Consider the following 23,694-nt stretch of genomic DNA (forward strand, 5'->3'; position numbering starts at 1 on the left):
GGATTCAATTCGACTTGAAGCGCCGAATTGAAGGTTATGGTAAAGTATGAGAAAAGAAAGACATCAAAAAGAAAAAATGATCGGTAAATCATTGCGCATTATTCCTCTGGGCGGACTGGGGGAAGTAGGCAAGAATATGATGGCCTACGAATATGATGAAGACATCATCCTGGTAGATACCGGGATTATGTTCCCTGAAAATGATATGCTCGGGGTGGACTATATCATCCCTGATTTTAAATACCTGCTGGACAAAGTTGATCGGGTAAAAGGAATTTTCATCACCCACGGACATGAAGATCACATTGGGGCCATTCATCATGTGATGGAAGCGATCAATGCTCCCATCTATGCCACGCCGTTAACCCGAGGTCTTCTTGAGAACAAGCTGGCCCGCAACGGGCTTTCACAAAAAACTGTTGTGCACACTGTTAATGCCGGGGAAAAAGTGAAGGTCGGGCATTTCACCGTAGAATTTTTCCATGTCTGCCACTCGATACCCGATGGGGTGGGTTTCGGCATTGAATGCCCGGCTGGGCTGGTGGTTCATTCCGGTGATTACAAATTTGATCATACCCCTGTGGATAACTGGCCGTCAGACTATGCCAAGCTGGCTGAGTTTTCACGGCGGGGCGTACTGGCGCTGCTCTCTGATTCGACCAATGCTGAACGCCCGGGTTGGACACCATCTGAACGTGTGATTGATGACGCTTTTAACAAAGTCTTCCGTGAAGCTCAGGGGCGAATCATCATTGCCAGTTTTGCTTCCCTGATCTCGCGCATGCAGCAGGTGGCCAATGCTGCCCGTGCCCACGGGCGGAAGATGGCTTTCGCCGGACCCAGCATGCAGGATAATATGAAAATTGCCCGCAAATTGGGCTTTCTGGATATTGATGACACTCTGGTTGTTCCCATTGACCAGGCGCTGACCATGAAGGACAGGGAAGTGGTCATTATGTGTACCGGCTCACAGGGTGAGCCGACCTCTATTCTGGGGAGGCTTTCCACAGGAACCAACCGGTTGTTTGACATCAAACCGGGAGATACCGTGGTGCTCTCATCTCATCCCATACCGGGAAATGAAGAGAATGTTTACCGAACAATCAACCGGTTGTTTGAACGTCAGGCTAACGTGATTTATGAAGCCATTGCCCCCGTGCATGTTTCCGGTCACGCCAGCCAGGAAGAAATGAAACTACTGCTGCACCTTACACAACCAAAATTCTTCATCCCTGTACACGGCGAACTTCGTCAGTTAAAACAGCATGCCAAGCTGGCGAGAGAAGTGGGCATACCCGAAGAAAACATCGCTGTGGTCGAGAACGGACAGGTGATTGAACTGACCGCCGATGCCATGCAATTGGATGAAAAAATCCCCAACAGCTATGTCTTTGTGGATGGTTCCAGTGTGGGCGAATTGGAAGCTGATGTGATGCGCGATCGCGAATCTCTGGCACAAGACGGCGTGGTTGTGGTTAATGTGATTCTTGACCGGATGTCAGGCCGGCTTTTTAGAGAGCCGGATATCAATTCAAAAGGTTTTATCGGCGAAAAAGATTCGGACGCCTTGATGGATCAAGTTCGCAAACGGATTGCCGAAGTGGTTCCTTACTCCAATGGTTCTGTTACTCAAGATGTAGAACGAGCTGTCCGTGATGTGTTGTACGCAGAAACCCACCGCAAACCCACCGTATTCGTTTCTGTCAGCAAAGTCTGATCATTGCCAGATCCCGGTGATCAGCCGGTTTTCTTCCAGCGCTGCCTTGCCGATATATGGTAGATTCCAGGCGGCGCTGATTGTTTTTAATATGGAATAGTGGGTATATGGTGTGGCATCCTGAATTCCTGATTTAACTTTATTGGAAATGAAAACCGTAGCCACCCGACCACCGGCTGGATCCAATCCGCAGCAACCGTGATTGCCCTGACCTTCATCCCAGGTAAGAATGATCAGCCCGTTTTCCCGCATTCCGGGATAGGCTTGAAGTTGCTCCACCCAGGGACCCAGCCAGGTATCCGCAGTTTTTAGATCACAATCATGGGCTGAATGACATATATTGGGGGTAATGAACACAAAGTTGGGAAGACTGCCTGATGCCAGATCGTTCGGCAGTTCGTTCAGGTTGACGATATGCGATTCACAACGGTCTTTATCCAGCCGGATTGAATCAAAGTATATGAATGGATTGTGTTTTTGAGCATAGGTGAGTGAGCTTCCCAGAAAACATGGCCGGGGAAAATCTTCCTGATAGGTTTTCCAGGTCAGACCGGCTGCTTCGATGTCATCCACCAGGGTGTGGGCAGAAAAAAAGCAGTCTTCGCAGGAACGGGTTATACCGAAGGTATCCCCACCGATCAGCGCCAGATAATTGGGCAGACTGGGATGGGTGATGGCGAACTCTTGCGTGAGCAGGGCATTTTCTCTGGCCAAACGGTTGTAGTTTGGCATCTGTGAATTTCCGATGACAAAACCGAATTCCTTGTTTTCAAACAGGATCATCACAATATATTTAAAGGTTGGAACCGGCCGTGGGGTGGGAGAAGGGGTTACCGTGGGAAGAATGGTTGGAGTAAGAGTGACCCGGGTGGGAGTTTTTGTTGGTAGAGGTGTAATTGACGGCATTTGCTCTGTTATTGTGGGCTCGAGGGTTGAGGCAGGCGGCAAAGGTGCAGGTGTACAACCGGTAACCAGAAGAAGGATACAAGATAAAGCAAGGAAAAATCTCGACATTATCGCTCCTTCCATCCATATTGGCCCAGCAATGGCACAAAAACCACCGGTAGTATGTCTTCACTATCGAAATGACTGCCCCGGCGTTGCCAGACCTGCAACTGTTGCAGGCTGCGGGTTCCTGTCGGGATGATCAAACGTCCACCATCTGTCAGTTGATCCAACAACACCTGTGGGACAGAAGGAGCAGCGGCCGTCACCAGTATTGCCTGGTAGGGGGCTTCCGGCGGATAACCGCCCGTCCCATCCCCGATAATAATCTCAACATTCTTGATTCCCACCTCATCTACTATTTTTCGAGCCCGTTCAGCCAATTCGGGAATTCTTTCCATACTGATTACACGGTTAGACAGCATACCCAACAGGGCGGCCTGATAACCGGAACCTGTACCGACCTCCAAAACGGTTTCTTTCCCCTCGAGAGCGGCCAATGAGGTCATCAGGGCAGTGATGTAAGGCTGGGATATAGTCTGATGAAAACCAATGGGGATGGGTTCATCATAATACGCATAGATTTCATCTCCCGGCTGGACAAACAAATGCCGGGGCAATTTTCGCAGAGCTTCCAGCAGACGCTGATTGTGAAGGCCGCGTTCTTCGATCTGCCAGCGGACCATGTCTTCGCGTTCCTGTTGAAAATGAGGGAACATTTCCATAGCAGGCTCCATTTCCATTATAGCGACCGGTGGGAAATTCTCACGGTTTTCTTCTGAATTCCCGTCGCACAGTGTACAATTCAACCTGTATGGATAAAAATCAAACGAATCTCTCTAGAAAAAACGAAAAGCCTCGGGAATTGCGACAGGAAACTCTGTTTGTTGTTCTTGCTGCACTGGTTTTTCTCTTTGTGGTCATCCGCACAGCCTGGATTTCAGATGATGCCTATATTACATTCCGGGTTGTAGAAAATTTTCTACATGGCTTTGGCCCGGTCTACAACCTGGGGGAACGGGTACAGGCGTATACGCATCCTCTCTGGTTTTTTGTCATTTCAGGCGTGTACGCCGTGGTCAATGGAGTCTTCGGTCGGTTCTTCCTGGCAGCCCGTTTGCCGTGGACGGTTATTTTTGTGTCCATCGCTTGTTCAGTGGGTGCCGCCTGGCTCTTTGCACGCCATATCGCGCGTGATTGGAAAGCTGCCGTGGCAGGCCTGGCCCTGTTGACATTTTCACGGGCGTTTACTGATTATTCAACATCTGGATTGGAAGAAGCTCTCACCTATCTGATCCTGGTCTGGTTTTTTATCCGGTATTTTCAGATGGAAGAAAGTGGACAACTGTACAGTCACCGAGCGATTGGTGAACTGACCCTGATCGCCAGTCTGGGTGTGCTGAACCGGCTGGATATCGTACTTCTGTATGCTCCAATACTGGCCTGGATGTTATGGAAAAGCCGCTCATGGAAGTCCGTCGGATTTGCCGCGTTGGGGATATTGCCGGTCATTGTTTGGGAACTCTTCTCCCTTTTTTATTACGGATTTCCTTTCCCGAATACGTATTATGCCAAGATCCATACCGGCATAGCCCAGGGGGTGTTATTCTGGCAGGGACTCGTTTATTATCTGGGTTCATTCAATTTCGATCCTTTAACCCTGTTGGTAATTGTCTTTAGTTTTACCGCCGTCATCTGTTTGCGGCGGTGGAAATATCTTCCTATGCTGGCGGGAATTTTGCTGTATCTGTTGTATATTTTGCGCATCGGTGGTGACTTTATGAGCGGCCGTTTTTTTGCCGCTCCCTTCCTGATGGCAGTGATCATATTGATCCGGCTTGACCTGGATGCAAAAATCCTGACCGGTCTTGCAGCAGGTCTGTGTGCTGTGGGGCTGGCGTTCGGAGTTAATCCACTGGCAAGTGATGCCTCCTACCGGGCGGCTCAGCTTCCGGCCTCGGGCGTGGTGGATGAACGCGGGTCATATTATCCTGACCGCGGTTTATTGAATTACACAACCGCCAAACCTTTTCCTGATTTTCCATGGAATGAACGCGGCTGGCAGCGCTACAACAATAACTATAAAGTTGAAGTTCTGGATGCGATTGGTATGCTGGGATATCAGGGAGGACCGTACGTCCATGTGGTGGATAAACTGGCCTTGCCAGATGCCCTGTTGGCTCGATTACCCATTGCCGGTGAGAAAACCTGGCAGATTGGCCATTTCAGACGGAAGATTCCGGAAGGATACCTGGAAACCCTGCAGGAAGGCGAAAACCGGATTGCTGATCCGAATCTGAAAGCCTATTATGAAAAATTATCCATTGCCATTAAAAGTGATCTCTTCACACCAGGCCGGCTTGAAGAAATCTGGAAATTGAACACAGGATATTACGACGGCTGGTTGAAAGCCTACCCGAATTAATCGGTCTATTCAAAAAATCGGGCAATGATAGAACCGGCTAGCCGGGCTGTCCAAACCGAGAGTAGGCCTGTTTTATGAGGAATATAGTAATTAATCCCCGGTTCCAGCCAGCCCTTTGATTCCCAGTAATGGTAATCGAGGTTATTTTCCTTTTTGCGTCTCCAGAGGATCTGCTGCACTCTGAAAAAGATCAGCGCAATGACCGACGGCCTGAGGGCTTTTTCATTTTTGAAAGCATTTATTATCTTTTCGGCTATAGCCAGGAGCGGTTTTTGATATCGCACTTTCAATTCATCCGGTGAAGAAAGCGCCCCGGAGACAAAATCGCGTTGACCCACAATATACACACCCCAGGTGCGCAGGGTATTTACCATGGTGCGCGCAGCATGGCCGTTGGAACCAGTGCCGGATGTTGTCAGCAGATAGGCATATTTCCCGGCAAATTCCGGCCGGTGATTAATATGCACCATGCGGTCAAAGAAAGTTTTCATCACTCCATTGATGTCATCCACAAATACGGGGCTTGCCAGAATCCAGATGTCAGCTGCCTGCATGGCTGCTTTAATCGGGGCGATTTCACTCCAGAAGGGGCAATAGGTTTCACCCTTATCAAAACACACCCGGCAGCCGCGGCAGTACTGCAGACCCGCTCCAGCAAGATCGATGCTCTCAATTGCTACGGGAAAATGAACAGCCTGGCTTTCTTTCTCAATGTTCTCATTGAGGAGCATAAGTATCCGGCCGGTGTTGCCGTTTTTTCTGTAACTGCTGTTAATAACCAGGATTCTCATGGGGGCGGTTAAGCCAGCTCACCAGATGCCGGGGAACAGGTGGTATTTGACCTTTTGCTGGTATTCTTTATATCCCGGCAACTCTTTTTCCAAAATTTTCTCCTCATTGAGCAGGCGGAAGATCAACGTAGGGATGATCATGGCGCCGGGAATCATCGCCCAGAAAGAACCCAACGCCAGGGGAGCAAATACATACATGAACACCATGCCAAAATACATAGGATGGCGCACAATGGCATACGGCCCAGTGCTGATGACCGATTGCCCTTTTTCTACTTCCACAACACGCGAGGTGTACTGGTTGGTCCGGAAGACTTGTAAGATAAAGAAATAAGCAGCCAACACCAGAACATCTGCTGCCAGCACCATCCAGACAGGAACATTCGACCAGCCGAAACGGATATCAAATCCGGGCAACACAAATTCCAAAATAATGAACAGGCTGGAAACCAAAACGATCACCTGTTGTTCTTTGGCTGTCTCTTTTGTTCGCATTCGGCGTTCAAGGAGGCCGGGGTCATTCTTGATCAGGTATGCGGCTACAATACAAAGCGGAATGAGCAATGCTGCCATGAACACCCAGGCCTGCCAGTAGTTGAATGTTCCGGCGGGCAGGAAAAATGCCGCCATTAAGATCAATATGACCAGTACAAACCGGCTCAAAGCCAATTTAATAACGGCAGAGCGTTGCATTGATTATCTCCATTACATTTGAAGATGAACCATGTATTGAATGCGGCGGCTGTCCGAAAAAACTCCAACCAGCCAAACATTTAATGGGAGCAGCTTGCGATTATCACGAAAAAAATACAGTGTCTCCAGAACTTTAAAGCGCGAGTCCCATTTTTCAACATCTTCTGAGCGTTCGAGACCCCAGACAAGGAAAGATTTTTCATCCAAACCGCTGCTTTTAATCACCATTTGGTTTGCTGTTTTTACACCAAAAGCTGAAGCGGCGTCAAATAAAATTTCACTGCCGGGGAATTTGTCTGCCAGATGGGTAAGAAATGTTTTAATTTCTGGTTCTTGAAAATAATAAAATACACCGGCAGAAACAAACAGGACGCTATCTGTAACACTTATTTCATTTAACCATTCCGGCTCAAGAAATGAAGAGATTATATATGTCCGACGTTTCGTCTCTGGTATGAATTGACGCCGGAGATTAATAACATCTGGCAAATCTAGATCATACCAACGAAGAGAACCGTTATCCACCCGATCGAATGTAGTATCAAGACCACATCCAATATTAACGATGGTTCCAGTTGGATGTTTCCTGAGGAATTCATTGATAACCCGATCTGTGGTACGACTTCGCATGATCCAAGCATATTGCGATATCGGACTGATCCCTTTTGAAATGGTCGAAAAGTCAAAATCGAGCTTTTCCATCACTTCCACAGCCGTTTTGTCAACCAACAAAGGATCGCGTTTCTTTGTTTCTTTCGCTCTACCCCAGAGAGGTAGTAGTAGAGTTTTCTGCACGTTTCCCAGTTGGACTTTAATTTTCTCAGACATAGGTTTCCTGCCTTTTTCCCGTCTGATAATTTATGAGGCGGGGTACTTATATCTTTCAGTAACCAACCTTGGTAGGTAAATAAGCTGAATTCAAGAATAACCGGTGAAATTCATTAAATATGAAAGGGCTGGAATTCATCCCGCAGAATGGCCATGATCATGCCGTCCCAGCGTTCGTCACCCACCCGTGTGGAAGACCTGCGAACACCTTCCTGCTTGAACCCTATCCGACTGTACACGCTGATCGCCCGAGTGTTGAAGGTGAAAACATTCAATTCCAGGCGTGCGATCTCTGGAATGGCAAAAGCCTCTTTTACAGCCAGCCTCACCATGGGTTCAGCCAGACCGCAGCCGCGAAATTCCGGGTTGATGGCCACCCGTTGAACAATGGCATCTCCGTTACGCCAATCGAACCCCAATTCAATATGACCGACGATTTTCCCGGCATCCTCAGCCATCCAGCATTTGCGGCGGGGTGGGGTGACAGTGCATTCATTCAACAATGCCTGGAGTTGAACATCATCCAACGGATAATGCATCAAAGGGCCACCCCATTGAACCACATCTGCTTCTGATTTAAACCAGGAAGCCAGAATGGGGAAATATTGCGCGGTAAAAGGGATTAATTCCATTTGCACCCCCTTTTTGAAGGGAAATATCAGGCTGATTTCATGGGCAGGTTGGAACCGCAGAATGGACAATCGGCGGATTGAGCTCCCGTCCATTTGACTTCATGCCCGCGGGTGGGGGCACCGCAGCGGGGGCAATTGGTCGGCAGGAGGTCTGAACGATGGACTGGTCCAGCGGCGGCTTGAGATGAGGTGAAAGACGCTGTTCGGGTGTTTGAGGTCTTATTTTCTTCGTCTGCATCTATAGGTATTTTTACAAAAGCCTCTGGGGCAAATTTCTTGATGATGGCTTCAAATAATACGGAAATGGCAACCAGCACCAGAATACCCGGCCACCACCAGCCCTGCCAGGCGATCACAGCCAGACCAAGAAGCCAGATCACGGCATGTAGTTTCTCCCAGCCTCCGGTAAGTTCTTCTTTTTCTTTATGCTTTTTCCCCATATCGCTAATCCTTCCTGAGTCGTTCTAATTTACCTGAACCAGAATTCTGGTTTACCAGCTGGATCGACGGCAATTATACAATTGTATTTTCCTGATCTGCCTTTAGACCTTTTTCCGGCCGATAATCAATCATACTTATCTACGTAAAAATGCTCATGAGGTATCATTAAATTATCTTAATTTCGCATACCGGACACAGGAGGATGAATGATCACCGAGGAGCAGCGCAGCAAAATCCGTCAATTTCAGAAGGACGAAATCACCAGCCACCTTCTATATAAACAACTGGCGAAAATAATCAAAGACCAGAACAACGCCCGTGTTATTCATGAAATGTCTGATACGGAGTTACGGCATTACCAGTTTTGGAAAAATGTCAGCAATGAAGATGTTCAACCAAACAGTATCAAAATCTTTTTTCTGATCTTAATGGTGCGGATACTTGGTCTTACGTTCTCTATCAAGCTGATTGAACGGGGAGAAGCTGCCGGAGCAAAGGAATATGCAGAATTTGAGTCTGTAATTCCCGGTGCCGCCCAACTTGGTAAGGATGAAGAGGAACATGAAGAGGCCATGACGGCCATGATCGAAGAAGAATTCCTCTCTTATGTAGGTTCGATCGTGCTTGGGTTGAATGACGCCCTGGTTGAATTGACAGGTACCCTGGCAGGTTTGACGTTTGCTCTACAAAGCGGACAGCTCGTAGCGGTCAGCGGCCTGATCACGGGTATTGCGGCGGCTTTTTCAATGGCGGCTTCTGAATTCTTATCTGCCCGGGCAGATAATGATTCAAAAGCCGGACGGTCGGCATTGTATACGGGGATTGCCTATATCATCACAGTGATCCTGTTGATCCTGCCATATCTGCTTGTTCCACAGGCGGGCAAGGGAATATTCATCAGTCTGGCCATTACTCTTTTGATTGCGGTTCTTATTATCCTGGGCTTCAATTTCTATGTTTCTGTCGCCAAAGATCTGCCGTTTAAACAGCGCTTCCTTGAAATGTTGGGCATCAGTATGGGGGTGTCTGCCCTGTCATTCATTGTAGGCTTGATTGTAAGAAACGTTTTCGGTATTGAAATGTAAACTCTTTTATATTAATGACAACGGCACAGAGTATCTCGTGCCGTTGTCATTTTTGTTTTCAGATCTTAGAGTGATTGATTTGGGTGTTTTGTTTGTCAGGGGGACGGTCAGAAGAATGAAAAGCCAACCTTTTTTCTCCTCAATCTGTATATATAGATAGACACCTACACATAAAGGGAGCAACGAATGAATGATCAACAGGCGATCAGCCGGTTGAAAAATGGGGATATCGGAGGGCTGGAATACCTGGTTTCAAAATACCAGGAAAAGGCACTGCGTACTGCCTATCTGATCACCCATAACCGGCAACTATCAGAAGATGTTGTGCAGGAAACATTCGTCCGGATGTATCAGCGGATCCGCTCGTTTGATGACCAGAGGCCGTTTGAACCGTACTTGATGCGAAGTGTGGTTAATACAGCCATCAATCAGGCGGAGAAGAATCTGAATTTCGTTAATCTGGATGAACAGATTACGATGATCGATGTAGGGAATTTGCTAAAGTCCAGCTATGTTCATACCTGGCTGAATCAGTAGGTAATTGAACACTACGGGATAGCAATTTCATTCTATACCCCGATACATCCTCCGGTTATCTTTGATAAAAAAGATAACCGGAGTTTTATGATGAAATGCGTCATGGTTATTGATCAGAATTTACCGTTGGGATTAATCGCCAATACGGCTGCTGTGCTGGCGATCAGCCTTGGGAAGAAGGTGGATGGCATTGTGGGGGAAGATGTGGTTGACCGGGATGGGACGGTGCATAAGGGCATCACCCGGGCCACTGTTCCACTGTTGAAAGGAGACAGCAGCCTGATCCGGTCACTGCGAAGCCGGCTGCTGTCTATGCCGGAGAATTCCCTTTTCTTTGTGGATTTTTGTGACATCGCTCAGCAATCCAAACGGTACGAAGATTACACGGCCAATATAGCCCTCACATCAGAATGTGATTTGACGTATCTTGGAATTGCTATTTATGGTGAAGATCGGGAGGTAAACAAATTGACCGGCAATATCGGTCTGCTGCGCTGACCGGTCAGGTAGACAGGCCGGCCTGGTATTGCTGTGGAGTGGCACCCACCAGCGACCGGAACTTACGGGTGAAATGGCTCTGATCGGCAAAGCCGACGGCGGCAGCCGTCTCGGCGATGGGACTGCCGGCTGCCAGCATCTGCCGGGCGTGATGGATGCGCATCTGCAACTGGCAGGTGTGGGGCGGCAGTCCGTAATGCCGGCGGAAAGACCGCAGGAAATGAAAGGGACTTAATCCACACAGGGAAGCCAATTCCTGCAGGGATATGTTTTCGGACAGATGGTCTTGAAGGTAAAGGTAACCTTTTTGGACGGCCTCCGGGCAGGATGGAAAAATCCTCTCTTCAACATTGTATGATTCCAGAATCGCTGCCACAATCTCGTGGAGTTTCGTTTCAATTTCAAGACGGGTGCTTCCTGCGATGATGGACTGACTCAGCGATTTGAATATGCGGCGGATGGCAGGGTTTTGAAGCACAGGCTTTGGAAAGCGGAAGTCGGTTTTCGACGTTTGTCCGCAATCCATCACAAGCTGTTGCATATAGGGCGGTTCTATATAGAGCATGGTATAGGCAAAAACCGAACCGGAATCCGGGTTGCAGGCGTGCACTTCACCGGGATTGATCAACACAATATCTCCGCTACACACCGGAAATACAGCTTCGGCCTGCTGTAAAAGGTGAAATTGCGTGCTTCCCCTGCTGACCAGGCCGATGGAATACGCGTTGTGGTTATGCCGGTGGAAGGCCGGCTGACTGTATTGTGAGAATCGCAATTCAATGTGCTGAAGAGACGGATCGCGGACAAACTGAACGATACGGTGAGTATCTACAGGAGACATATTTCAGGCCTGTTCCAACTGAGACAGCACTTCCTGCAAAATGACCTGTTCCTCGTCCGTTGGCACAGTCAGCAGGCGGGTGCGGGATGCCGGTGAACTGAAGCAGGTGATCTGATCTGGTAGAGCCAGACGGTTGGCATCGGCATCCAGAAGGATGCCCAGGTTCTCTACACCGCGGCAGACTTTCTCGCGAAGTTTCCAGGATTTCAGGCCGACATCATCGGTAAAGACGATGGCATCGGCATCGTTTAATAGCCAGAAAAAAGCCCCCAGGTAGAGTTGCAGACGGTGCGCATATACATCAAACGCAAGCCGGCAGTCTTCATTGCCTTTTTCACCTTCGGCTATGACCTCTTCGAGGTTGGACGAATATCCGGATAGACCGATCAGGCCGGATTGATTATTCAGGATGAATTCAACGTCATCGACCGAACTGCCGCGGCGGATCATCTCCAGTACGATCTCGGGATCCAAATCGCCGCAGCGGGTTGACATGACCAGCCCCGGCAGGGGGGAATAGCCCATGGACGAATCCATAGAGCGGCCGTCTTTCATGGCGGTGACACTCGAGCCGCCGGTTCCCAGATGGCAAAGGATCAGTTTTAATTCCTCCAGCGGTCTGCCCAGGTATTCGGCTGTTCGGGCGGACACATACTGATAGGAAAGGCCGTGGAATCCATATTTCCGGTAGCCGTTCTCTTGCACCAGCTCGCGCGGCAGGGCATACTGACGGGATTCCGCCGGCATGTTGGCGTGGAAAGCAGTATCAAACACCGCGAATTGTGCCGCATCCGGCAGAAGCTCCCGGCAGACTTCAATTACGCTGTATGAATTCGGGTTATGAATGGGCGCCAGGGGGAAACAGCCCTTCAACCCGGCCAAAACGGCTTTATCAATGCGGGTGGTGTGCTGGAACACGTCACCGCCGTGCACAAACCGGTGTCCGATGGCATCCACTGACAGGTTAGATTTACGCAGAAGAGCCAGAATTTGCCGGGCAGCCTCACGATGAGAGGGGAGTTCGACATTCACCGAGCCTTTTTGACTGCCGGCCGTCCAATCAAGGCACGAATCAGCCCGAGTTTTCGTGGCTACATTACGAGCTTTGCCAGCTGCAACCAGAATGGGTGTAGTGCCGTATTCTTTCTGGTAAAGTTTGAAGCCCTGGGAAGAACTCCCGCAATTAAAGATCAGAATGTTCATGGAATTCTCGATTTGTAAAAGTTGTTTTTATTGTAATCACTTCAAATAAACCCGGAAGGAAAAATCAAAATAGTCTTGACATCTTTTATGTGTGAGTGTAATATATACCTATAACACTAATACGGAAGGATGAATGATGAAATTTAATCCAACTGTTCCCATATATCTACAGATTATGGACAGTATCAAGAAGGATATTGTCACCGGCACACTTGCCCACGGAGAAAGGGTTGAATCAGTGAGAGTATTATCAGAAAAATTCGGAGTCAATTTGAATACCATGCAGCGGGCTTGCTCTGAACTTGAACGTGAAGGGGTTATTTACACCCAGCGGGGCGTGGGCAGTTTTGTTACCGAAGATGAAAAAGTCGTTCACTCGTTGAAACAGGAAATGTGCGGCGGGCTTGTCGATGAATTCATCAACGGAATGAGGGGAATCGGTTTTACCAACAATGAGATCCTCAAAACAGTAGAGGAGGCACTGGCAAAATGAGCGCCATACTGGAAGTGACTGATGTTTCCAAATCTTTCAGTGGACATACCGTTCTCAACCGGGTCAACATCACCCTGGAAGCCGGACGGGTGGCCGGTTTGATGGGACCGAACGGGGCGGGGAAAACCACTCTGATGAAGACCATTATGAAGATCGTTAAACCCGATTCGGGATCCATTCGTGTATGCGGCAGCAATGCTGTTGAGGCCATCCACCGGAATACCGCGTTCATGCCCGATCGCAACCAGCTCTTCCTCTGGATGAAAATCCGTGATGCCATCCGGTATTACGAAGACATGTTCGGAGATTTTGACGCTAAACGCGCGGTTGACCTGTGCCAGATTTTAGGATTGGATCCGGCGGCGTCCATCCGCACTCTATCAAAAGGGACGGTCATCCGTACGCTGGTGATGCTGACTTTTTCACGCAACGCCCGCCTCTACCTGTTGGATGAACCCATCGGCTGGTTTGACCCTCTGGCCAAACACAACATCCTGAAGACCATCCTGGCCGGGATCAATGAAGAAAGCACGGTTTTGATTTCTACCCATCAGGTGAAGGATGTGGAAATGATATTGGATGATGTACTTTTCCTGAACTACGGCAGCCTGATTCTGACCGACACGGCCGAAAACATCCGCCAGGAGCACGGACAATCGATCGAAGACCGCTATCTCGAGGTATTTCAAAATGCTTAATCTACTCAAATGGAACTTTCTTGACTTTTTTCATCGCAATATCTGGATGTTTATTGTAGCGGCGGCCTCACTGGTGTTGATGGCTGTGGTTCCAAATACAGACGGGTTCACCAATGGACTGCTGGTTTTCAGCTCGCTGGTATTGGGCGGCATCTTCTTTCCGGCCTGCATTGTGCTGGCGTTATACCAGTGTTTCAGCTGGCTGCGCCATGACAGCGCCCTGATGGAACTCTCGCTGCCGGTATCTGCCTGGAAGCAGATGCTCAGCCGGGTAATCATCGCCGTTCTGGTGAATGTTCTGGCTTGCCTGGGGTTCCTGGTGCTCATGATCCTCTTCTACAGGAACACATCAGGCTATTACAATGCGCTCACCATAGAGCACTGGGAAACCATGGGCGGACTGGTGTTGTTCCTCCTGCTGGGTGACATGACCGTTCTGATCTCATACATGATCTCACGCAGTATCGGCCTCACCCGGTTGTGGTCTGCTCTGATCACCACAATGCTCAGCACCATTTTGATGATTGCCATCGCCGTTTTCATCGTGTACGTCATGATCTGGACGAATGTACTCATGCTGCCCACCTTCAGCGGACAACACATCATCACCATGAACGGCAACCTGAACATCACGTCATTTGTCCCTGCCATTGTGACCGCAGTTTGGGTTATCCTGCTGGAATACCTGGGATCGAGCCTGTTGTTGAAGTACTCCATCCAGGTGGACTGACCACCTGATACATACTGTCACAGCCGGTGGTTGATTTCAACCACCGGCTGTGTGAAAAAACATCTTTTTTTAGCCGGGTGCCCGGTGGGCGCAGCCTTGCCAGCACGCGGAATTAAAGACAGATCACCGGGCTGCCGAACGCAAGATGCCCGGTCAACCTGAGAACAAAAGGAGATTCTCATGAAATCCATTAAGTTGTTTATGAACCGTTTTCCCCTCATCTTTTGCCTGGTGGTGATGTCTATTGCCACCGCTTTAACGGAACTTCCGCTGGAAGGCCTGTTCACTCCGGCGCTGGGATTACAGAAAGCATCTTATCTTTCCGGCGCCCTGCAGCAGGGAATTGTCAGCCTTTTGCTGTTCGTTTTCATCGCCCAACTTGGTCTGTTGACGGAAGGCGGCTTTACCCGGCCTTCGAAATGGAAAGCTGTCTGGCTGATATGGCCGCTACTGATCTACAGTGTGCTAAACGGCAGTGAAATGATCGGAGGACCGCTGAAATCTAATCTGACCGATGGCAGTCTGATTGCCCTGTATGTGCTGCTGTATATCTCTGTGGGAACCATTGAAGAGTTCCTGTTTCGCGGGCTGCTACTGCCGGTGATGCTGCGCAAGTGGGGCAGCACACGCAAGGGGATTTTTCTGGCTGTCATCATCTCCAGCGCGGTTTTTGGCCTGGTGCACATCATCAACCTGCTGGCCGGCCGGCGCGATCTGCTGACCACCGGTACGCAGATTCTGTACGGCACGTTCTTTGGTGTTTTCTTTGCCGCCCTTATGCTGCGCACAAACTCCATCTGGCCGGCTGTCTTCGGGCACTTCCTGTTTGACCTGTGCGGCAACCTGACGGAGTTATCTGTTGGCTGGGTGTTCACCCGCAAAGAGCCCACCACCACAGTGAATGGTGCCTTGATCACCCTGGCGGTCCTGCTGCCGCTGCTGCTGATCGGGCTGTTCTACCTGAGGAAGGTGGAACCGAAGACCGGCGGGGAAGAGAAGCCGGTGCTTTCGGCCGGAGTTCCGGAGGTTGTATAGGTATAAAACAGGGCGCGGCCGGGAGGCCGCGCCCTGTTTTGAAAAGATGGTCTTTCAGTGTAAGATAAATCAGTCGAAGGTAAACCGAAAAGGGGATCATCAATGCAGCGTTATTATTATGCAAATTCTATTGAAATATTCATTAAACAGAACGATCTAGAGATTATTGGAGAGTTATCGAAAAACAACGAATTTCCATTGGAGCAGACTCAACGTAATGCCTGGCTTACTCAAATAACGATACTAAAAAAAGTATTACAAGCGTATCAAGGAAAAATCTACTTTGAGTATTCAATTCCAAGAATGGGGAAAAGAATTGATGTTCTGTGTCTTATTGGTTCTGGTATTTTCATATTAGAGTTTAAGGTAGGTGAAAAAGAATTCAAGTCAAATGATATCGATCAGGTCGTTGATTATGCCCTAGACCTAAAGAACTTCCATGAGACTAGTCATCAACGTTTCATTATTCCCATTCTGATAGCTACACATACGAAAACATCTTTCACAACAATTTCTCAAACCCCTCAAAATGATAAATTATTATCTGTTATAAAAACCAATTCACAGAATTTGCGATCAATTATGGATCGTGTTCTTGCATTCATCGATGATGATCCTATTGATGTTTCTATTTGGGAGAAAGGTGGGTATCATCCAACTCCAACAATAGTTGAAGCGGCAATTTCACTCTATAGAGGTCATTCGGTAAAAGAAATATCCCGCAGTGATGCTAGCGCAATTAATCTGCAACAAACATCTGATACTATTTCAAAAATAATTCAAATCACTAAAGAGAATAAACAAAAGGCCATTTGTTTTGTGACAGGTGTTCCAGGAGCTGGAAAAACACTTATCGGGTTAAATATTGCCACTTTGCATATCGATAAATCACAAGACCTATATAGTGTTTTTCTTTCTGGAAATGGACCATTGGTCGCGATACTCAGGGAGGCTCTGACACGAGATCGGGTAGCCAATGCGAAAGCGAATGGAGAAAACTTCACAAAAAAGAATGTTATGAGCGAAGTAAAAATGTTTATTCAAAATGTTCATAACTTTCGGGATGATTGCTTGGTTGATGAAACAAAAGCACCCCTTGAACATGTTGTTTTGTTTGATGAAGCTCAAAGAGCTTGGAATCTCGAACAAACACAAGGTTTCATGAAGAGAAAGAAGAATAATCCTTTCTTTCAATTGTCTGAACCGGAATTTCTTATTTCATGCCTTGATCGGCATGAGGATTGGGCAGTCATTGTCTGTCTAGTCGGTGGGGGAAAAGAAATCAATACAGGTGAAGCTGGAATAGGTGAATGGTTACGGGCTATTGAACGGTCTTATCCAGATTGGAACGTGTATATTTCATCCCGATTGAATGATAGTGAATATAATGCACAAGAATATATCGCGAGACTTTCACACAAAAAAGACAATTTATTTACGAAGGATGAACTACATTTATCGGTGTCAATGCGGTCTTTCAGAGCTGAGAATGTTTCGTTATTTGTAAAACAATTGTTGGATATAGATGTTGATGGTGCAAAAGAAACCTTAAAAGGTCTTGATGGAAAATATCCCATTGTCCTAACACGAGAACTATCAAAGGCCAAGAAATGGTTGAAAGAACAAGCCCGCGGTTCAGAACGATTTGGGATTGTTGTTTCCTCACAAGCAGAAAGACTTCGCCCATTGGCAATTCATGTCAAATCACCGATGGACCCAGTTCATTGGTTTCTAGATGGGAAGGAAGATATTCGTTCTTCTTACTATCTAGAAGATGTAGCAACGGAGTTTGATATTCAAGGGTTGGAGCTCGATTGGGCTTGTGTAACCTGGGATGCCGACTTTCGGTATTCACCATCGGGTTGGGTGCATAAATCATTTGTTGGACATCGATGGAACAATATCAATCAGATAGAGAGGCAAATCTATCAAAAGAATGCTTATAGAGTATTATTAACCCGAGCTCGGCAAGGGATGGTCATAGTCGTTCCAGAGGGTGATATAGACGATCACACCCGCAAACCAGATTTCTATAGTCCAACGTTTGAATACTTAAAAATGCTTGGCTTACCAGTAATCTAATTTAGGCCAAACGCCTTAAACCGTAAATCCCTTTTTGATAATTTTGAGTATTTGTTAAAAACGTCTACACTCTGAGAAGCAACATGCGTTAACCCAGCGTCAGTATCAACTGCCTTAAAATTTCCAACTCGCATTTTCAAACTATCATCTGTTGTATCAATCATCATGGCGATTTGGTGTATGTTGAATGGCAATTCCTCTACACCATAAAGATACACATACAAAGCCTTAAGATCATCTTTTTCAGTCCAACTATGTGTCATTTTTTCCTCCGAAAAAACTTTGAATTCAACTTTACTACTATCATCCGTTTGATCTCCCCCGTTGCGCACTCTCCAACTGGTCCGCATATACTTAGGCCAGAACGAGCTGAGTTACTTCCATAACCCCAATTCTTTCACCATGTTCTCCACAGCCGGCGGATATTTGGTCAGATATCCCCGGATTTCTTTCGGGTTCAGGGCATCGGTGATCCATTCTGTGGGATTGATAGTCCTTTTTCCGAGCGCATGCAGGTACAACAGATCGAGCAAAGCCTTCTCCGGGCTGGCCAGATAGGTACCGTTGGTCAACGTATAGCCGGTATATAACGATCCCTTGATTTGGCAATATTCACAATCCACCCCGGCGAGAATCATTTTTTTGGAGTGTCGTGTTGTGGCCAGTGTCAATCCATAAAGACCCTGATTGATTATGCCGTACTTTGATAGAGCACTTTCAAAACTGATATAACTCGGGTAATACAGCCGGGTGGCAATGTTCTCTATATCCAGCGATTCCTCTTTTAAAGTGTAAATGCCACGTGCAACAGGGATGATGATACCGGTATCAATCATCCGTTTTACCGCCACTTTCAAGTTGGCTTCATCTGGGAACAGCTTCCGAAGATCATTAATCCGGAAGATATCCATATTATGAGACGTAATCGTGCTAATTAACTGCTGTCGGTTCATCGCACAAACAATTCGATCACTTTACGCTGGTTTTGCGGGATGAAATGAAACAAACTATCCATCAGTTCTTTTCTTGAATACTTAAATTCCTCCGGAATATCAAAATCCCGACCTACCTTTTGATGAATGTACCAGGCATCAAAAAGATCACGTGGATCACGCCTCTCTCCGTTTGTCATTATTCGCATCTTGTCTTTTAGTATTGATTCCAGTGAATAAACTCGACCAAGAACAGAAAGATTGTTGAACGGACTGGTAATCATTCGAATCGTATGCTCAAAATCAGATGCGTTTTTATTGACCTCAACTTTAATACCGATTGGGATTGGTCTGTATTCGACCATACAAATAACTCTTGCGTAAAGAGTATTGCGTTTGTTATATATATCTTTAATTTCAGCACCGGGCATTATGGTTGTGACTTTTTGGATCACCTGTAGAAATTCAGAAAATGGGATATCAGCGAGTATTGAAAAGTCAAGGTCTTCTGAGAAACGAAAGGAACCATAAGCCAGACGCAGGCAGGTGCCGCCTTTGAACACCAGATTCTGCTCAAAAGGTGCATTGAAGAGCAGATCCAGAAGATTCATCTGAAAGTGTTCCTTCAGAATGTTATCAACGACTGTCTGATTTTCAACAGCAAATTTCTGCGCCTGAATCTGAGTCAACATAGTATACATTAATGTATACTATGTTGACATTGCTGTCAAGCTGGACTGTCTTTTCCTGTGATCTCTCCCGCAATCATCCTGTCAATCTTCCCCATCGCGTATTCCTCCAGCCGCTCCACCGGAACCCACTCCAGGCTGTCGCTGGCCAGCGGACGGGGCAAGCCGCTCACAATCTGGCACTCAAAGGCATGCAGCACCACCTTGAAATGCGAATAGGCGTGCCTGAATATGCCCACTTCTTTACCCACACTCACTTCAATATCGAGTTCCTCGCGCAGCTCGCGCACCAGGCATTCGGGCAGCGTCTCACCGGGTTCCTGCTTGCCGCCGGGAAACTCCCACATGCCGCCCAGCAGACCATTTGCCGGGCGACGGGTTAACAGCACAGCATCACCGCGGCGCAGCACGCCGGCCGTAACAGTGATGGTGGGCACCGGTGCTTTCTTCACCTTCACGGGGAAGTCAGCCTGCCGGTTCTCCTGATACGCCCGGCAGAAATCCGTCAGCGGGCATTCAGAACAGCGGGGCTTTTTAGGCAGGCACACCAGACTGCTCAGGTCCATCAGCGCCTGGTTGAAGTCTCCGGCGCGTCCGGGGGGCAGAAGTCCGCGGGCGTAATCTGTCAATTGCCTCTGACCCTGCGGGGTGCGCGGGTCCAACGGCAGGGCAGTCACCCGGGCCAGCACGCGGCGCAGGTTGCCGTCCAGCGCGGCCTGGTCAGCCCCGAAAGCCAGGGAGGCCACGGCGGCCGCCGTATAATCGCCCACGCCGGGCAGCCGGCGAAGGTCTTCCATGTTTGACGGAAGGATACCGGCATATTCCGTCATTACGACACGGGCAGCCCTGTGCAGATTGTGCGCCCGGGCGTAATATCCCAGCCCTTCCCAGGCTTTAAGGACAGCGTCCAGCGGAGCCACGGCCAGCGCCTGCAGGGTGGGGAACTGCTCCATCCAGCGCAGGTAATAAGGGATGACCGTCTCCACGCGAGTCTGCTGTGCCATATATTCAGACACCAGCACAGCATACGGGTCAGGCGAACCGCGCCAGGGCAGGGAACGTCCGTGCTTTACGTACCAGTCAAGCAGACGGGTGGAAAACTCAGCCGGTTTCATACCGGCCGTCAGAATTGAAAACCGCCGCGGGCGGTCACGATTTTTTGGGAATAATTCTTTACATAATCCTGTAGATGGTTATGTAATTCGCGCCATTCATTTGATTTCAACACCTGCCGGGCTTCTTTTGCATCCGGAAGAACGGCCGTCACCATGATCTGCGGCGAATTGCCATACACCGTCGCCCAGGCATCAGATAGTTCAAAACCCAGGCGCTGTACGCCGGGGATAAACTCACGGACAACGAATTCAAAATAATCCTGTTCCTGGTCTGAAGAAATATCCCAGGTCATGATCAATTTGACAGCCACACTGCCCTCTAATTTCGCTGGTAATCCAGAACGACGACTTTGGTCTCTTCCGGCAGACTGCTTCCTGATTTGATCTGGTATGACGGCAGAACTTCAGGCTCTTTATCGATCCCCATGGATTTCAAGAAATCTTTCAACGGCTGCACTTTAGTTTTGGAAGCCGGAGTTTCGTACATCATGGGGATAACGATGTTTGGTTCCAGCAGACTGATCACTTCGGTCAGTTTTTCCAGAGGGAAACTGCCTCCCACCGGCGCCAGAGCAATTTTTACATTACCCAGGGCTTCAATTTCTGCCTGAGCGGGCACCCGGTTGATATTCCCCAGGTGGGCCACTGTAATATTATTGTAGTCAAAAACATAAAGCGTGTTGCGCGGATCGGTTTCTTTTTTACTATGACCGTTGGTCTGCACACCGGTGATAAAAACACCGCCGATTTCAAACTCGCCGGGTCCGGTGATGGTGTATGGATCACCTTTGACGGCTGAGATATGATTATGACCGGGGGTATCCTGACTGACCGTCAAGATATCGGCTTTTAATTTTAATGGTTCAAAGCCAATTTCTTTTGAATCGAATGGATCTGTCACAACGGTTGCCAGACCGCGTTCGGTCAATCGAAAACAGGCGTGTCCATACCAGGTGATTTCCATGCAGTTAAGCCTCCAGTAGCGGGGCTAATTATACTTGAAAGAACTACTGTTCTTCAATCAGAAAACCAGAGATCATCCATTTGCGGTTTTCGCGGGAGAGGGCAATATTGATGATCGCCCGGCGCCCCCGGGTGAGAGTGCCCGTCCCTTCCACTTCACCTTTGTTGCCTTTCATACGGAACAAGTTAAGCTTCCATTCAGTGGGAATGGCATCACGATGGGCAATGGCTTTTTTCAATCCGTCAGGATCTCCCAGCTCAGATTTGAAAGCCGAGCTGCACAGGGAGAAGGCGGTGTCATAATCATCTATTTTTACAGCGGCGAGGAATTTTTCAGATGTAGATGCGAGGTCGCGGGTAATCAACCGGTTGAAAGCGCCGCTGAAATATCCCCATGTGCCTGCGGCGGCAACCAGCAATATGATAAGAATAATAATGATCTTCCGAGTGTTTTTTCTCATATGGTGACAATTGTATCTGAAAAAAGGTAGACGGAAAGAATGATCCGCTTTAGAATAGACGATATCCATTCTGAAATGGCAGGGATGAGGTTTGGAGACGATCCGCCGTTGACTTGCCGGGGAAAGGTTGATAAACTTAAAAAACGGCTTGGAAAATGGACGTTGATTTCCCTTGCCTTTCGAAAAAGGGTTTGGTATAATCCGTCCGCTTGACCAGTGTAGAAGCTTAACAATCAAGCCGCCGACGTAGCTCAATCGGCAGAGCAACCGCCTTGTAAGTGGTAGGTTATGGGTTCGATTCCCATCGTCGGCTCAGTTGCAGGCTGGTGAGTGAGATTGAACATGCCGAGAAGCACAATCTCACTTGCGAGCTGGCAACGGCTCAAATCTGGGCAGTTACCCAAGTGGCCAACGGGGACTGACTGTAAATCAGTTGGCGACACGCCTTCGGAGGTTCGAATCCTTCACTGCCCACTGGTCAATTTTGACCAGGTTTGAGACCCAACGGTCGGCAAGCCCTCATAGCTCAGTTGGTAGAGCACGTTCTTGGTAAGAACGGGGTCATGGGTTCAAATCCCATTGAGGGCTCTAGCTGCCGCAAGCACTGATTACCTGACTTATGGATGTTTGAAGGAGATTAAAACATGGCGAAGCAGAAATTTGACCGATCAAAACCGCATGTGAATGTTGGTACCATGGGTCACATTGACCATGGGAAGACGACATTAACCGCGGCCATCACCAAGTATTGCGGATTTTTGGGAAACGCGGAATATCGTGCGTACGATCAAATTGATAACGCGCCGGAAGAAAAAGCGCGCGGCATCACGATCAACATTGCGCATGTTGAATACGAGACCGAACACCGGCACTATGCCCATGTGGACATGCCGGGACACCGTGACTACATCAAAAACATGATCACAGGTGCGGCGCAGGTAGATGGCGCCATCCTGGTGGTGGCAGCGCCCGACGGCCCTATGCCGCAGACGAAAGAACACGTCTTGCTGGCCTACCAGGTGGAAGTGCCGAGCATCGTGGTCTTCCTGAACAAAATTGATCAGATGGGCGATCCGGAACTGTTGGAACTGGTTGAGATGGAACTGCGTGAAATGCTCAACGAGTACAAGTATCCGGGCGACACCACCCCGATTGTACGCGGCTCCGCCTTGAAAGCACTGGAAAGCACCTCGACCGATCCGAACGCACCGGAATATGCCTGCATCAAAGAACTGCTGCGGGTAGTGGATGAATACATTCCGACCCCGGAACGTGCGTTGGACAAACCGTTCATGATGCCAATCGAAGACGTGTTCTCGATCAAGGGGCGCGGGACGGTGGTAACCGGACGTGTAGACCGCGGCAAGATCAAAGTAGGCGACCCGGTGGAAATCGTGGGATTGCGGGAGAAGAGCATGAACTCGGTAGTAACCGGTGTCGAAATGTTCCACAAGCTGCTGGACGAAGGCCAGGCTGGCGACAATCTGGGATTGCTGCTGCGCGGTATTGAGCGCACCGATGTGGAACGCGGCATGGTGGTGGCCAAACCGGCGAGCATCACCCCGCACACCAAATTCAACGCGGAAGTGTACGTGTTGAAGAAAGAAGAAGGCGGACGTCACAAAGCATTCTTCAGTGGATACCGCCCGCAGTTCTACATTCGCACCATGGATGTAACCGGTAACATCAAACTGCCGGAAGGTGTTGAAATGGTTATGCCGGGAGACAACGTGAACATGGAAGTGGAACTGATCATTCCGGTTGCGTTGGAACAGGGTTCAAAATTCGCCATTCGCGAAGGCGGTCTGACCGTTGGCGCGGGTGTCATTACCAAGATTCTTGCGTAGGAATCCAAAGAAA

At 48.5% G+C, this 23,694-nt stretch carries 27 protein-coding genes and 3 tRNA genes; 14 read left to right on the plus strand and 16 right to left on the minus strand.

Annotated features, from left to right (window positions below; all coding sequences use genetic code 11):
• Window positions 1–46 precede the first annotated feature (46 nt).
• Window positions 47–1,717: a ribonuclease J gene (locus LTAR_RS14170; protein ID WP_236686614.1), complete on the plus strand. Its 1,671-nt coding sequence runs from the start codon at window positions 47–49 to the stop codon at window positions 1,715–1,717.
• On the opposite strand, the gene LTAR_RS14175 is transcribed toward LTAR_RS14170, so the two are convergent.
• Both LTAR_RS14175 and LTAR_RS14180 read right to left on the minus strand, forming a co-directional pair.
• Complete coding sequence (locus LTAR_RS14175; RefSeq protein WP_062422917.1) at window positions 1,718–2,731, minus strand: alkaline phosphatase family protein; 1,014 nt, start codon at window positions 2,729–2,731, stop codon at window positions 1,718–1,720.
• Window positions 2,731–3,387, minus strand: coding sequence for a protein-L-isoaspartate(D-aspartate) O-methyltransferase (locus LTAR_RS14180; RefSeq protein ID WP_201776003.1), 657 nt, complete (start codon window positions 3,385–3,387; stop codon window positions 2,731–2,733). Before LTAR_RS14180 ends, LTAR_RS14175 begins: the two co-directional genes overlap by 1 nt.
• Before the next feature lie 89 nt (window positions 3,388–3,476).
• Here LTAR_RS14180 and LTAR_RS14185 point away from each other — a divergent pair, with 89 nt between their 5' ends.
• Window positions 3,477–5,087 (plus strand): glycosyltransferase family protein, encoded by a 1,611-nt coding sequence (locus LTAR_RS14185; protein ID WP_139044572.1) that lies wholly within the window; start codon window positions 3,477–3,479, stop codon window positions 5,085–5,087.
• Window positions 5,088–5,092: 5 nt separating this feature from the next.
• Here LTAR_RS14185 and LTAR_RS14190 read toward each other — a convergent pair whose 3' ends face one another.
• The 5 genes from LTAR_RS14190 to LTAR_RS14210 all read right to left on the minus strand — a co-directional run bounded on the left by LTAR_RS14190 (window position 5,093) and on the right by LTAR_RS14210 (window position 8,471).
• Complete coding sequence (locus tag LTAR_RS14190) at window positions 5,093–5,878, minus strand: flavodoxin family protein (RefSeq protein WP_062422919.1); 786 nt, start codon at window positions 5,876–5,878, stop codon at window positions 5,093–5,095.
• Between the two features lie 18 nt (window positions 5,879–5,896).
• Complete coding sequence (locus tag LTAR_RS14195; protein WP_062422920.1) at window positions 5,897–6,571, minus strand: methyltransferase family protein; 675 nt, start codon at window positions 6,569–6,571, stop codon at window positions 5,897–5,899.
• Window positions 6,572–6,583: 12 nt separating this feature from the next.
• Window positions 6,584–7,399 carry a class I SAM-dependent methyltransferase gene (locus LTAR_RS14200; RefSeq protein ID WP_062422921.1) on the minus strand — a complete coding sequence of 272 codons (816 nt, stop codon included), beginning with the start codon at window positions 7,397–7,399 and terminating at the stop codon, window positions 6,584–6,586.
• A gap of 113 nt (window positions 7,400–7,512) precedes the next feature.
• Window positions 7,513–8,031 carry a GNAT family N-acetyltransferase gene (locus LTAR_RS14205; protein ID WP_062422922.1) on the minus strand — a complete coding sequence of 173 codons (519 nt, stop codon included), beginning with the start codon at window positions 8,029–8,031 and terminating at the stop codon, window positions 7,513–7,515.
• 26 nt (window positions 8,032–8,057) lie between these two features.
• Window positions 8,058–8,471 (minus strand): bL32 family ribosomal protein, encoded by a 414-nt coding sequence (locus LTAR_RS14210; RefSeq protein WP_062422923.1) that lies wholly within the window; start codon window positions 8,469–8,471, stop codon window positions 8,058–8,060.
• Window positions 8,472–8,678: 207 nt separating this feature from the next.
• Here LTAR_RS14210 and LTAR_RS14215 point away from each other — a divergent pair, with 207 nt between their 5' ends.
• The 3 genes from LTAR_RS14215 (at window position 8,679) to LTAR_RS14225 (ending at window position 10,592) form a co-directional block, all read left to right on the plus strand.
• Window positions 8,679–9,557: a VIT1/CCC1 transporter family protein gene (locus tag LTAR_RS14215; RefSeq protein ID WP_062422924.1), complete on the plus strand. Its 879-nt coding sequence runs from the start codon at window positions 8,679–8,681 to the stop codon at window positions 9,555–9,557.
• A 186-nt stretch (window positions 9,558–9,743) separates the two neighbouring features.
• Window positions 9,744–10,094: an RNA polymerase sigma factor gene (locus tag LTAR_RS14220; protein WP_062422925.1), complete on the plus strand. Its 351-nt coding sequence runs from the start codon at window positions 9,744–9,746 to the stop codon at window positions 10,092–10,094.
• An 87-nt stretch (window positions 10,095–10,181) separates the two neighbouring features.
• Window positions 10,182–10,592: a DUF2000 domain-containing protein gene (locus LTAR_RS14225; RefSeq protein WP_062422926.1), complete on the plus strand. Its 411-nt coding sequence runs from the start codon at window positions 10,182–10,184 to the stop codon at window positions 10,590–10,592.
• Window positions 10,593–10,596: 4 nt separating this feature from the next.
• Here the strand turns inward: LTAR_RS14225 and LTAR_RS14230 are convergent, their stop codons facing one another.
• Both LTAR_RS14230 and LTAR_RS14235 read right to left on the minus strand, forming a co-directional pair.
• On the minus strand, window positions 10,597–11,433 hold the full coding sequence (locus LTAR_RS14230; protein WP_062422927.1) for an AraC family transcriptional regulator: 837 nt from the start codon (window positions 11,431–11,433) through the stop codon (window positions 10,597–10,599).
• A gap of 3 nt (window positions 11,434–11,436) precedes the next feature.
• Window positions 11,437–12,636 (minus strand): acetate/propionate family kinase, encoded by a 1,200-nt coding sequence (locus LTAR_RS14235; protein ID WP_062422928.1) that lies wholly within the window; start codon window positions 12,634–12,636, stop codon window positions 11,437–11,439.
• A 133-nt stretch (window positions 12,637–12,769) separates the two neighbouring features.
• Here LTAR_RS14235 and LTAR_RS14240 point away from each other — a divergent pair, with 133 nt between their 5' ends.
• The 5 genes from LTAR_RS14240 (at window position 12,770) to LTAR_RS14260 (ending at window position 17,674) form a co-directional block, all read left to right on the plus strand.
• The gene (locus LTAR_RS14240; RefSeq protein WP_201776004.1) at window positions 12,770–13,129 is read left to right on the plus strand and encodes a GntR family transcriptional regulator; all 360 of its coding nucleotides are present in this window, start codon (window positions 12,770–12,772) and stop codon (window positions 13,127–13,129) included.
• Window positions 13,126–13,827: an ABC transporter ATP-binding protein gene (locus LTAR_RS14245; protein WP_062422929.1), complete on the plus strand. Its 702-nt coding sequence runs from the start codon at window positions 13,126–13,128 to the stop codon at window positions 13,825–13,827. The genes LTAR_RS14240 and LTAR_RS14245 overlap by 4 nt, the downstream gene beginning before the upstream one ends.
• On the plus strand, window positions 13,820–14,557 hold the full coding sequence (locus LTAR_RS14250) for a hypothetical protein (RefSeq protein ID WP_062422930.1): 738 nt from the start codon (window positions 13,820–13,822) through the stop codon (window positions 14,555–14,557). Before LTAR_RS14245 ends, LTAR_RS14250 begins: the two co-directional genes overlap by 8 nt.
• A gap of 180 nt (window positions 14,558–14,737) precedes the next feature.
• Window positions 14,738–15,592, plus strand: a complete 855-nt coding sequence (locus tag LTAR_RS14255; RefSeq protein WP_062422931.1) for a CPBP family intramembrane glutamic endopeptidase — start codon at window positions 14,738–14,740, stop codon at window positions 15,590–15,592.
• A 102-nt stretch (window positions 15,593–15,694) separates the two neighbouring features.
• Window positions 15,695–17,674 (plus strand): DUF2075 domain-containing protein, encoded by a 1,980-nt coding sequence (locus LTAR_RS14260; protein ID WP_062422932.1) that lies wholly within the window; start codon window positions 15,695–15,697, stop codon window positions 17,672–17,674.
• Here LTAR_RS14260 and LTAR_RS14265 read toward each other — a convergent pair.
• From LTAR_RS14265 to LTAR_RS14295, 7 genes are all read right to left on the minus strand, one after another.
• Window positions 17,671–17,937 (minus strand): hypothetical protein, encoded by a 267-nt coding sequence (locus LTAR_RS14265; RefSeq protein ID WP_139044574.1) that lies wholly within the window; start codon window positions 17,935–17,937, stop codon window positions 17,671–17,673. The two genes, LTAR_RS14260 and LTAR_RS14265, sit on opposite strands and share 4 nt — an antisense overlap.
• A 111-nt stretch (window positions 17,938–18,048) precedes the next feature.
• Entirely contained in the window at window positions 18,049–18,627 is a 579-nt protein-coding gene (locus LTAR_RS14270) for a type IV toxin-antitoxin system AbiEi family antitoxin domain-containing protein (RefSeq protein WP_062422934.1), read from the minus strand.
• Window positions 18,624–19,298, minus strand: a complete 675-nt coding sequence (locus LTAR_RS14275) for a nucleotidyl transferase AbiEii/AbiGii toxin family protein (protein WP_062422935.1) — start codon at window positions 19,296–19,298, stop codon at window positions 18,624–18,626. The genes LTAR_RS14270 and LTAR_RS14275 overlap by 4 nt, the downstream gene beginning before the upstream one ends.
• 35 nt (window positions 19,299–19,333) lie before the next feature.
• Entirely contained in the window at window positions 19,334–20,410 is a 1,077-nt protein-coding gene (gene mutY, locus LTAR_RS14280) for an A/G-specific adenine glycosylase (protein ID WP_062422936.1), read from the minus strand.
• Between the two features lie 8 nt (window positions 20,411–20,418).
• Complete coding sequence (locus LTAR_RS14285) at window positions 20,419–20,721, minus strand: hypothetical protein (protein WP_062422937.1); 303 nt, start codon at window positions 20,719–20,721, stop codon at window positions 20,419–20,421.
• A gap of 8 nt (window positions 20,722–20,729) precedes the next feature.
• Window positions 20,730–21,374: an MBL fold metallo-hydrolase gene (locus LTAR_RS14290; RefSeq protein WP_062422938.1), complete on the minus strand. Its 645-nt coding sequence runs from the start codon at window positions 21,372–21,374 to the stop codon at window positions 20,730–20,732.
• A 43-nt stretch (window positions 21,375–21,417) separates the two neighbouring features.
• Window positions 21,418–21,834 (minus strand): hypothetical protein, encoded by a 417-nt coding sequence (locus tag LTAR_RS14295; RefSeq protein WP_062531975.1) that lies wholly within the window; start codon window positions 21,832–21,834, stop codon window positions 21,418–21,420.
• A 240-nt stretch (window positions 21,835–22,074) separates the two neighbouring features.
• Between LTAR_RS14295 and LTAR_RS14300 the strand changes: the two genes are divergently transcribed.
• From LTAR_RS14300 to tuf, 4 genes are all read left to right on the plus strand, one after another.
• Window positions 22,075–22,147, plus strand: a tRNA-Thr gene (locus tag LTAR_RS14300).
• A 77-nt stretch (window positions 22,148–22,224) separates the two neighbouring features.
• Window positions 22,225–22,308: transfer RNA gene (locus tag LTAR_RS14305), tRNA-Tyr, on the plus strand.
• A gap of 41 nt (window positions 22,309–22,349) precedes the next feature.
• A tRNA-Thr gene (locus LTAR_RS14310) sits at window positions 22,350–22,422 on the plus strand.
• A gap of 56 nt (window positions 22,423–22,478) precedes the next feature.
• Complete coding sequence (gene tuf, locus LTAR_RS14315; protein WP_062422020.1) at window positions 22,479–23,681, plus strand: elongation factor Tu; 1,203 nt, start codon at window positions 22,479–22,481, stop codon at window positions 23,679–23,681.
• The last annotated feature ends 13 nt before the right edge of the window (window positions 23,682–23,694 follow it).

The organism is Leptolinea tardivitalis, assembly GCF_001050275.1.
Taxonomy (GTDB): domain Bacteria; phylum Chloroflexota; class Anaerolineae; order Anaerolineales; family Anaerolineaceae; genus Leptolinea; species Leptolinea tardivitalis.

What these genes read in the sequence shown, in the direction of transcription:
- LTAR_RS14170 (WP_236686614.1), top strand. Translation starts at nt 47, where the DNA reads ATGAGAAAAGAAAGACATCAAAAAGAAAAAATGATCGGTAAATCATTG.
- LTAR_RS14175 (WP_062422917.1), bottom strand. Translation starts at nt 2,731, where the DNA reads ATGTCGAGATTTTTCCTTGCTTTATCTTGTATCCTTCTTCTGGTTACC.
- LTAR_RS14180 (WP_201776003.1), bottom strand. Translation starts at nt 3,387, where the DNA reads ATGGAAATGTTCCCTCATTTTCAACAGGAACGCGAAGACATGGTCCGC.
- LTAR_RS14185 (WP_139044572.1), top strand. Translation starts at nt 3,477, where the DNA reads ATGGATAAAAATCAAACGAATCTCTCTAGAAAAAACGAAAAGCCTCGG.
- LTAR_RS14190 (WP_062422919.1), bottom strand. Translation starts at nt 5,878, where the DNA reads ATGAGAATCCTGGTTATTAACAGCAGTTACAGAAAAAACGGCAACACC.
- LTAR_RS14195 (WP_062422920.1), bottom strand. Translation starts at nt 6,571, where the DNA reads ATGCAACGCTCTGCCGTTATTAAATTGGCTTTGAGCCGGTTTGTACTG.
- LTAR_RS14200 (WP_062422921.1), bottom strand. Translation starts at nt 7,399, where the DNA reads ATGTCTGAGAAAATTAAAGTCCAACTGGGAAACGTGCAGAAAACTCTA.
- LTAR_RS14205 (WP_062422922.1), bottom strand. Translation starts at nt 8,031, where the DNA reads ATGGAATTAATCCCTTTTACCGCGCAATATTTCCCCATTCTGGCTTCC.
- LTAR_RS14210 (WP_062422923.1), bottom strand. Translation starts at nt 8,471, where the DNA reads ATGGGGAAAAAGCATAAAGAAAAAGAAGAACTTACCGGAGGCTGGGAG.
- LTAR_RS14215 (WP_062422924.1), top strand. Translation starts at nt 8,679, where the DNA reads ATGATCACCGAGGAGCAGCGCAGCAAAATCCGTCAATTTCAGAAGGAC.
- LTAR_RS14220 (WP_062422925.1), top strand. Translation starts at nt 9,744, where the DNA reads ATGAATGATCAACAGGCGATCAGCCGGTTGAAAAATGGGGATATCGGA.
- LTAR_RS14225 (WP_062422926.1), top strand. Translation starts at nt 10,182, where the DNA reads ATGATGAAATGCGTCATGGTTATTGATCAGAATTTACCGTTGGGATTA.
- LTAR_RS14230 (WP_062422927.1), bottom strand. Translation starts at nt 11,433, where the DNA reads ATGTCTCCTGTAGATACTCACCGTATCGTTCAGTTTGTCCGCGATCCG.
- LTAR_RS14235 (WP_062422928.1), bottom strand. Translation starts at nt 12,636, where the DNA reads ATGAACATTCTGATCTTTAATTGCGGGAGTTCTTCCCAGGGCTTCAAA.
- LTAR_RS14240 (WP_201776004.1), top strand. Translation starts at nt 12,770, where the DNA reads ATGATGAAATTTAATCCAACTGTTCCCATATATCTACAGATTATGGAC.
- LTAR_RS14245 (WP_062422929.1), top strand. Translation starts at nt 13,126, where the DNA reads ATGAGCGCCATACTGGAAGTGACTGATGTTTCCAAATCTTTCAGTGGA.
- LTAR_RS14250 (WP_062422930.1), top strand. Translation starts at nt 13,820, where the DNA reads ATGCTTAATCTACTCAAATGGAACTTTCTTGACTTTTTTCATCGCAAT.
- LTAR_RS14255 (WP_062422931.1), top strand. Translation starts at nt 14,738, where the DNA reads ATGAAATCCATTAAGTTGTTTATGAACCGTTTTCCCCTCATCTTTTGC.
- LTAR_RS14260 (WP_062422932.1), top strand. Translation starts at nt 15,695, where the DNA reads ATGCAGCGTTATTATTATGCAAATTCTATTGAAATATTCATTAAACAG.
- LTAR_RS14265 (WP_139044574.1), bottom strand. Translation starts at nt 17,937, where the DNA reads ATGACACATAGTTGGACTGAAAAAGATGATCTTAAGGCTTTGTATGTG.
- LTAR_RS14270 (WP_062422934.1), bottom strand. Translation starts at nt 18,627, where the DNA reads ATGAACCGACAGCAGTTAATTAGCACGATTACGTCTCATAATATGGAT.
- LTAR_RS14275 (WP_062422935.1), bottom strand. Translation starts at nt 19,298, where the DNA reads ATGTTGACTCAGATTCAGGCGCAGAAATTTGCTGTTGAAAATCAGACA.
- mutY (WP_062422936.1), bottom strand. Translation starts at nt 20,410, where the DNA reads ATGAAACCGGCTGAGTTTTCCACCCGTCTGCTTGACTGGTACGTAAAG.
- LTAR_RS14290 (WP_062422938.1), bottom strand. Translation starts at nt 21,374, where the DNA reads ATGGAAATCACCTGGTATGGACACGCCTGTTTTCGATTGACCGAACGC.
- LTAR_RS14295 (WP_062531975.1), bottom strand. Translation starts at nt 21,834, where the DNA reads ATGAGAAAAAACACTCGGAAGATCATTATTATTCTTATCATATTGCTG.
- tuf (WP_062422020.1), top strand. Translation starts at nt 22,479, where the DNA reads ATGGCGAAGCAGAAATTTGACCGATCAAAACCGCATGTGAATGTTGGT.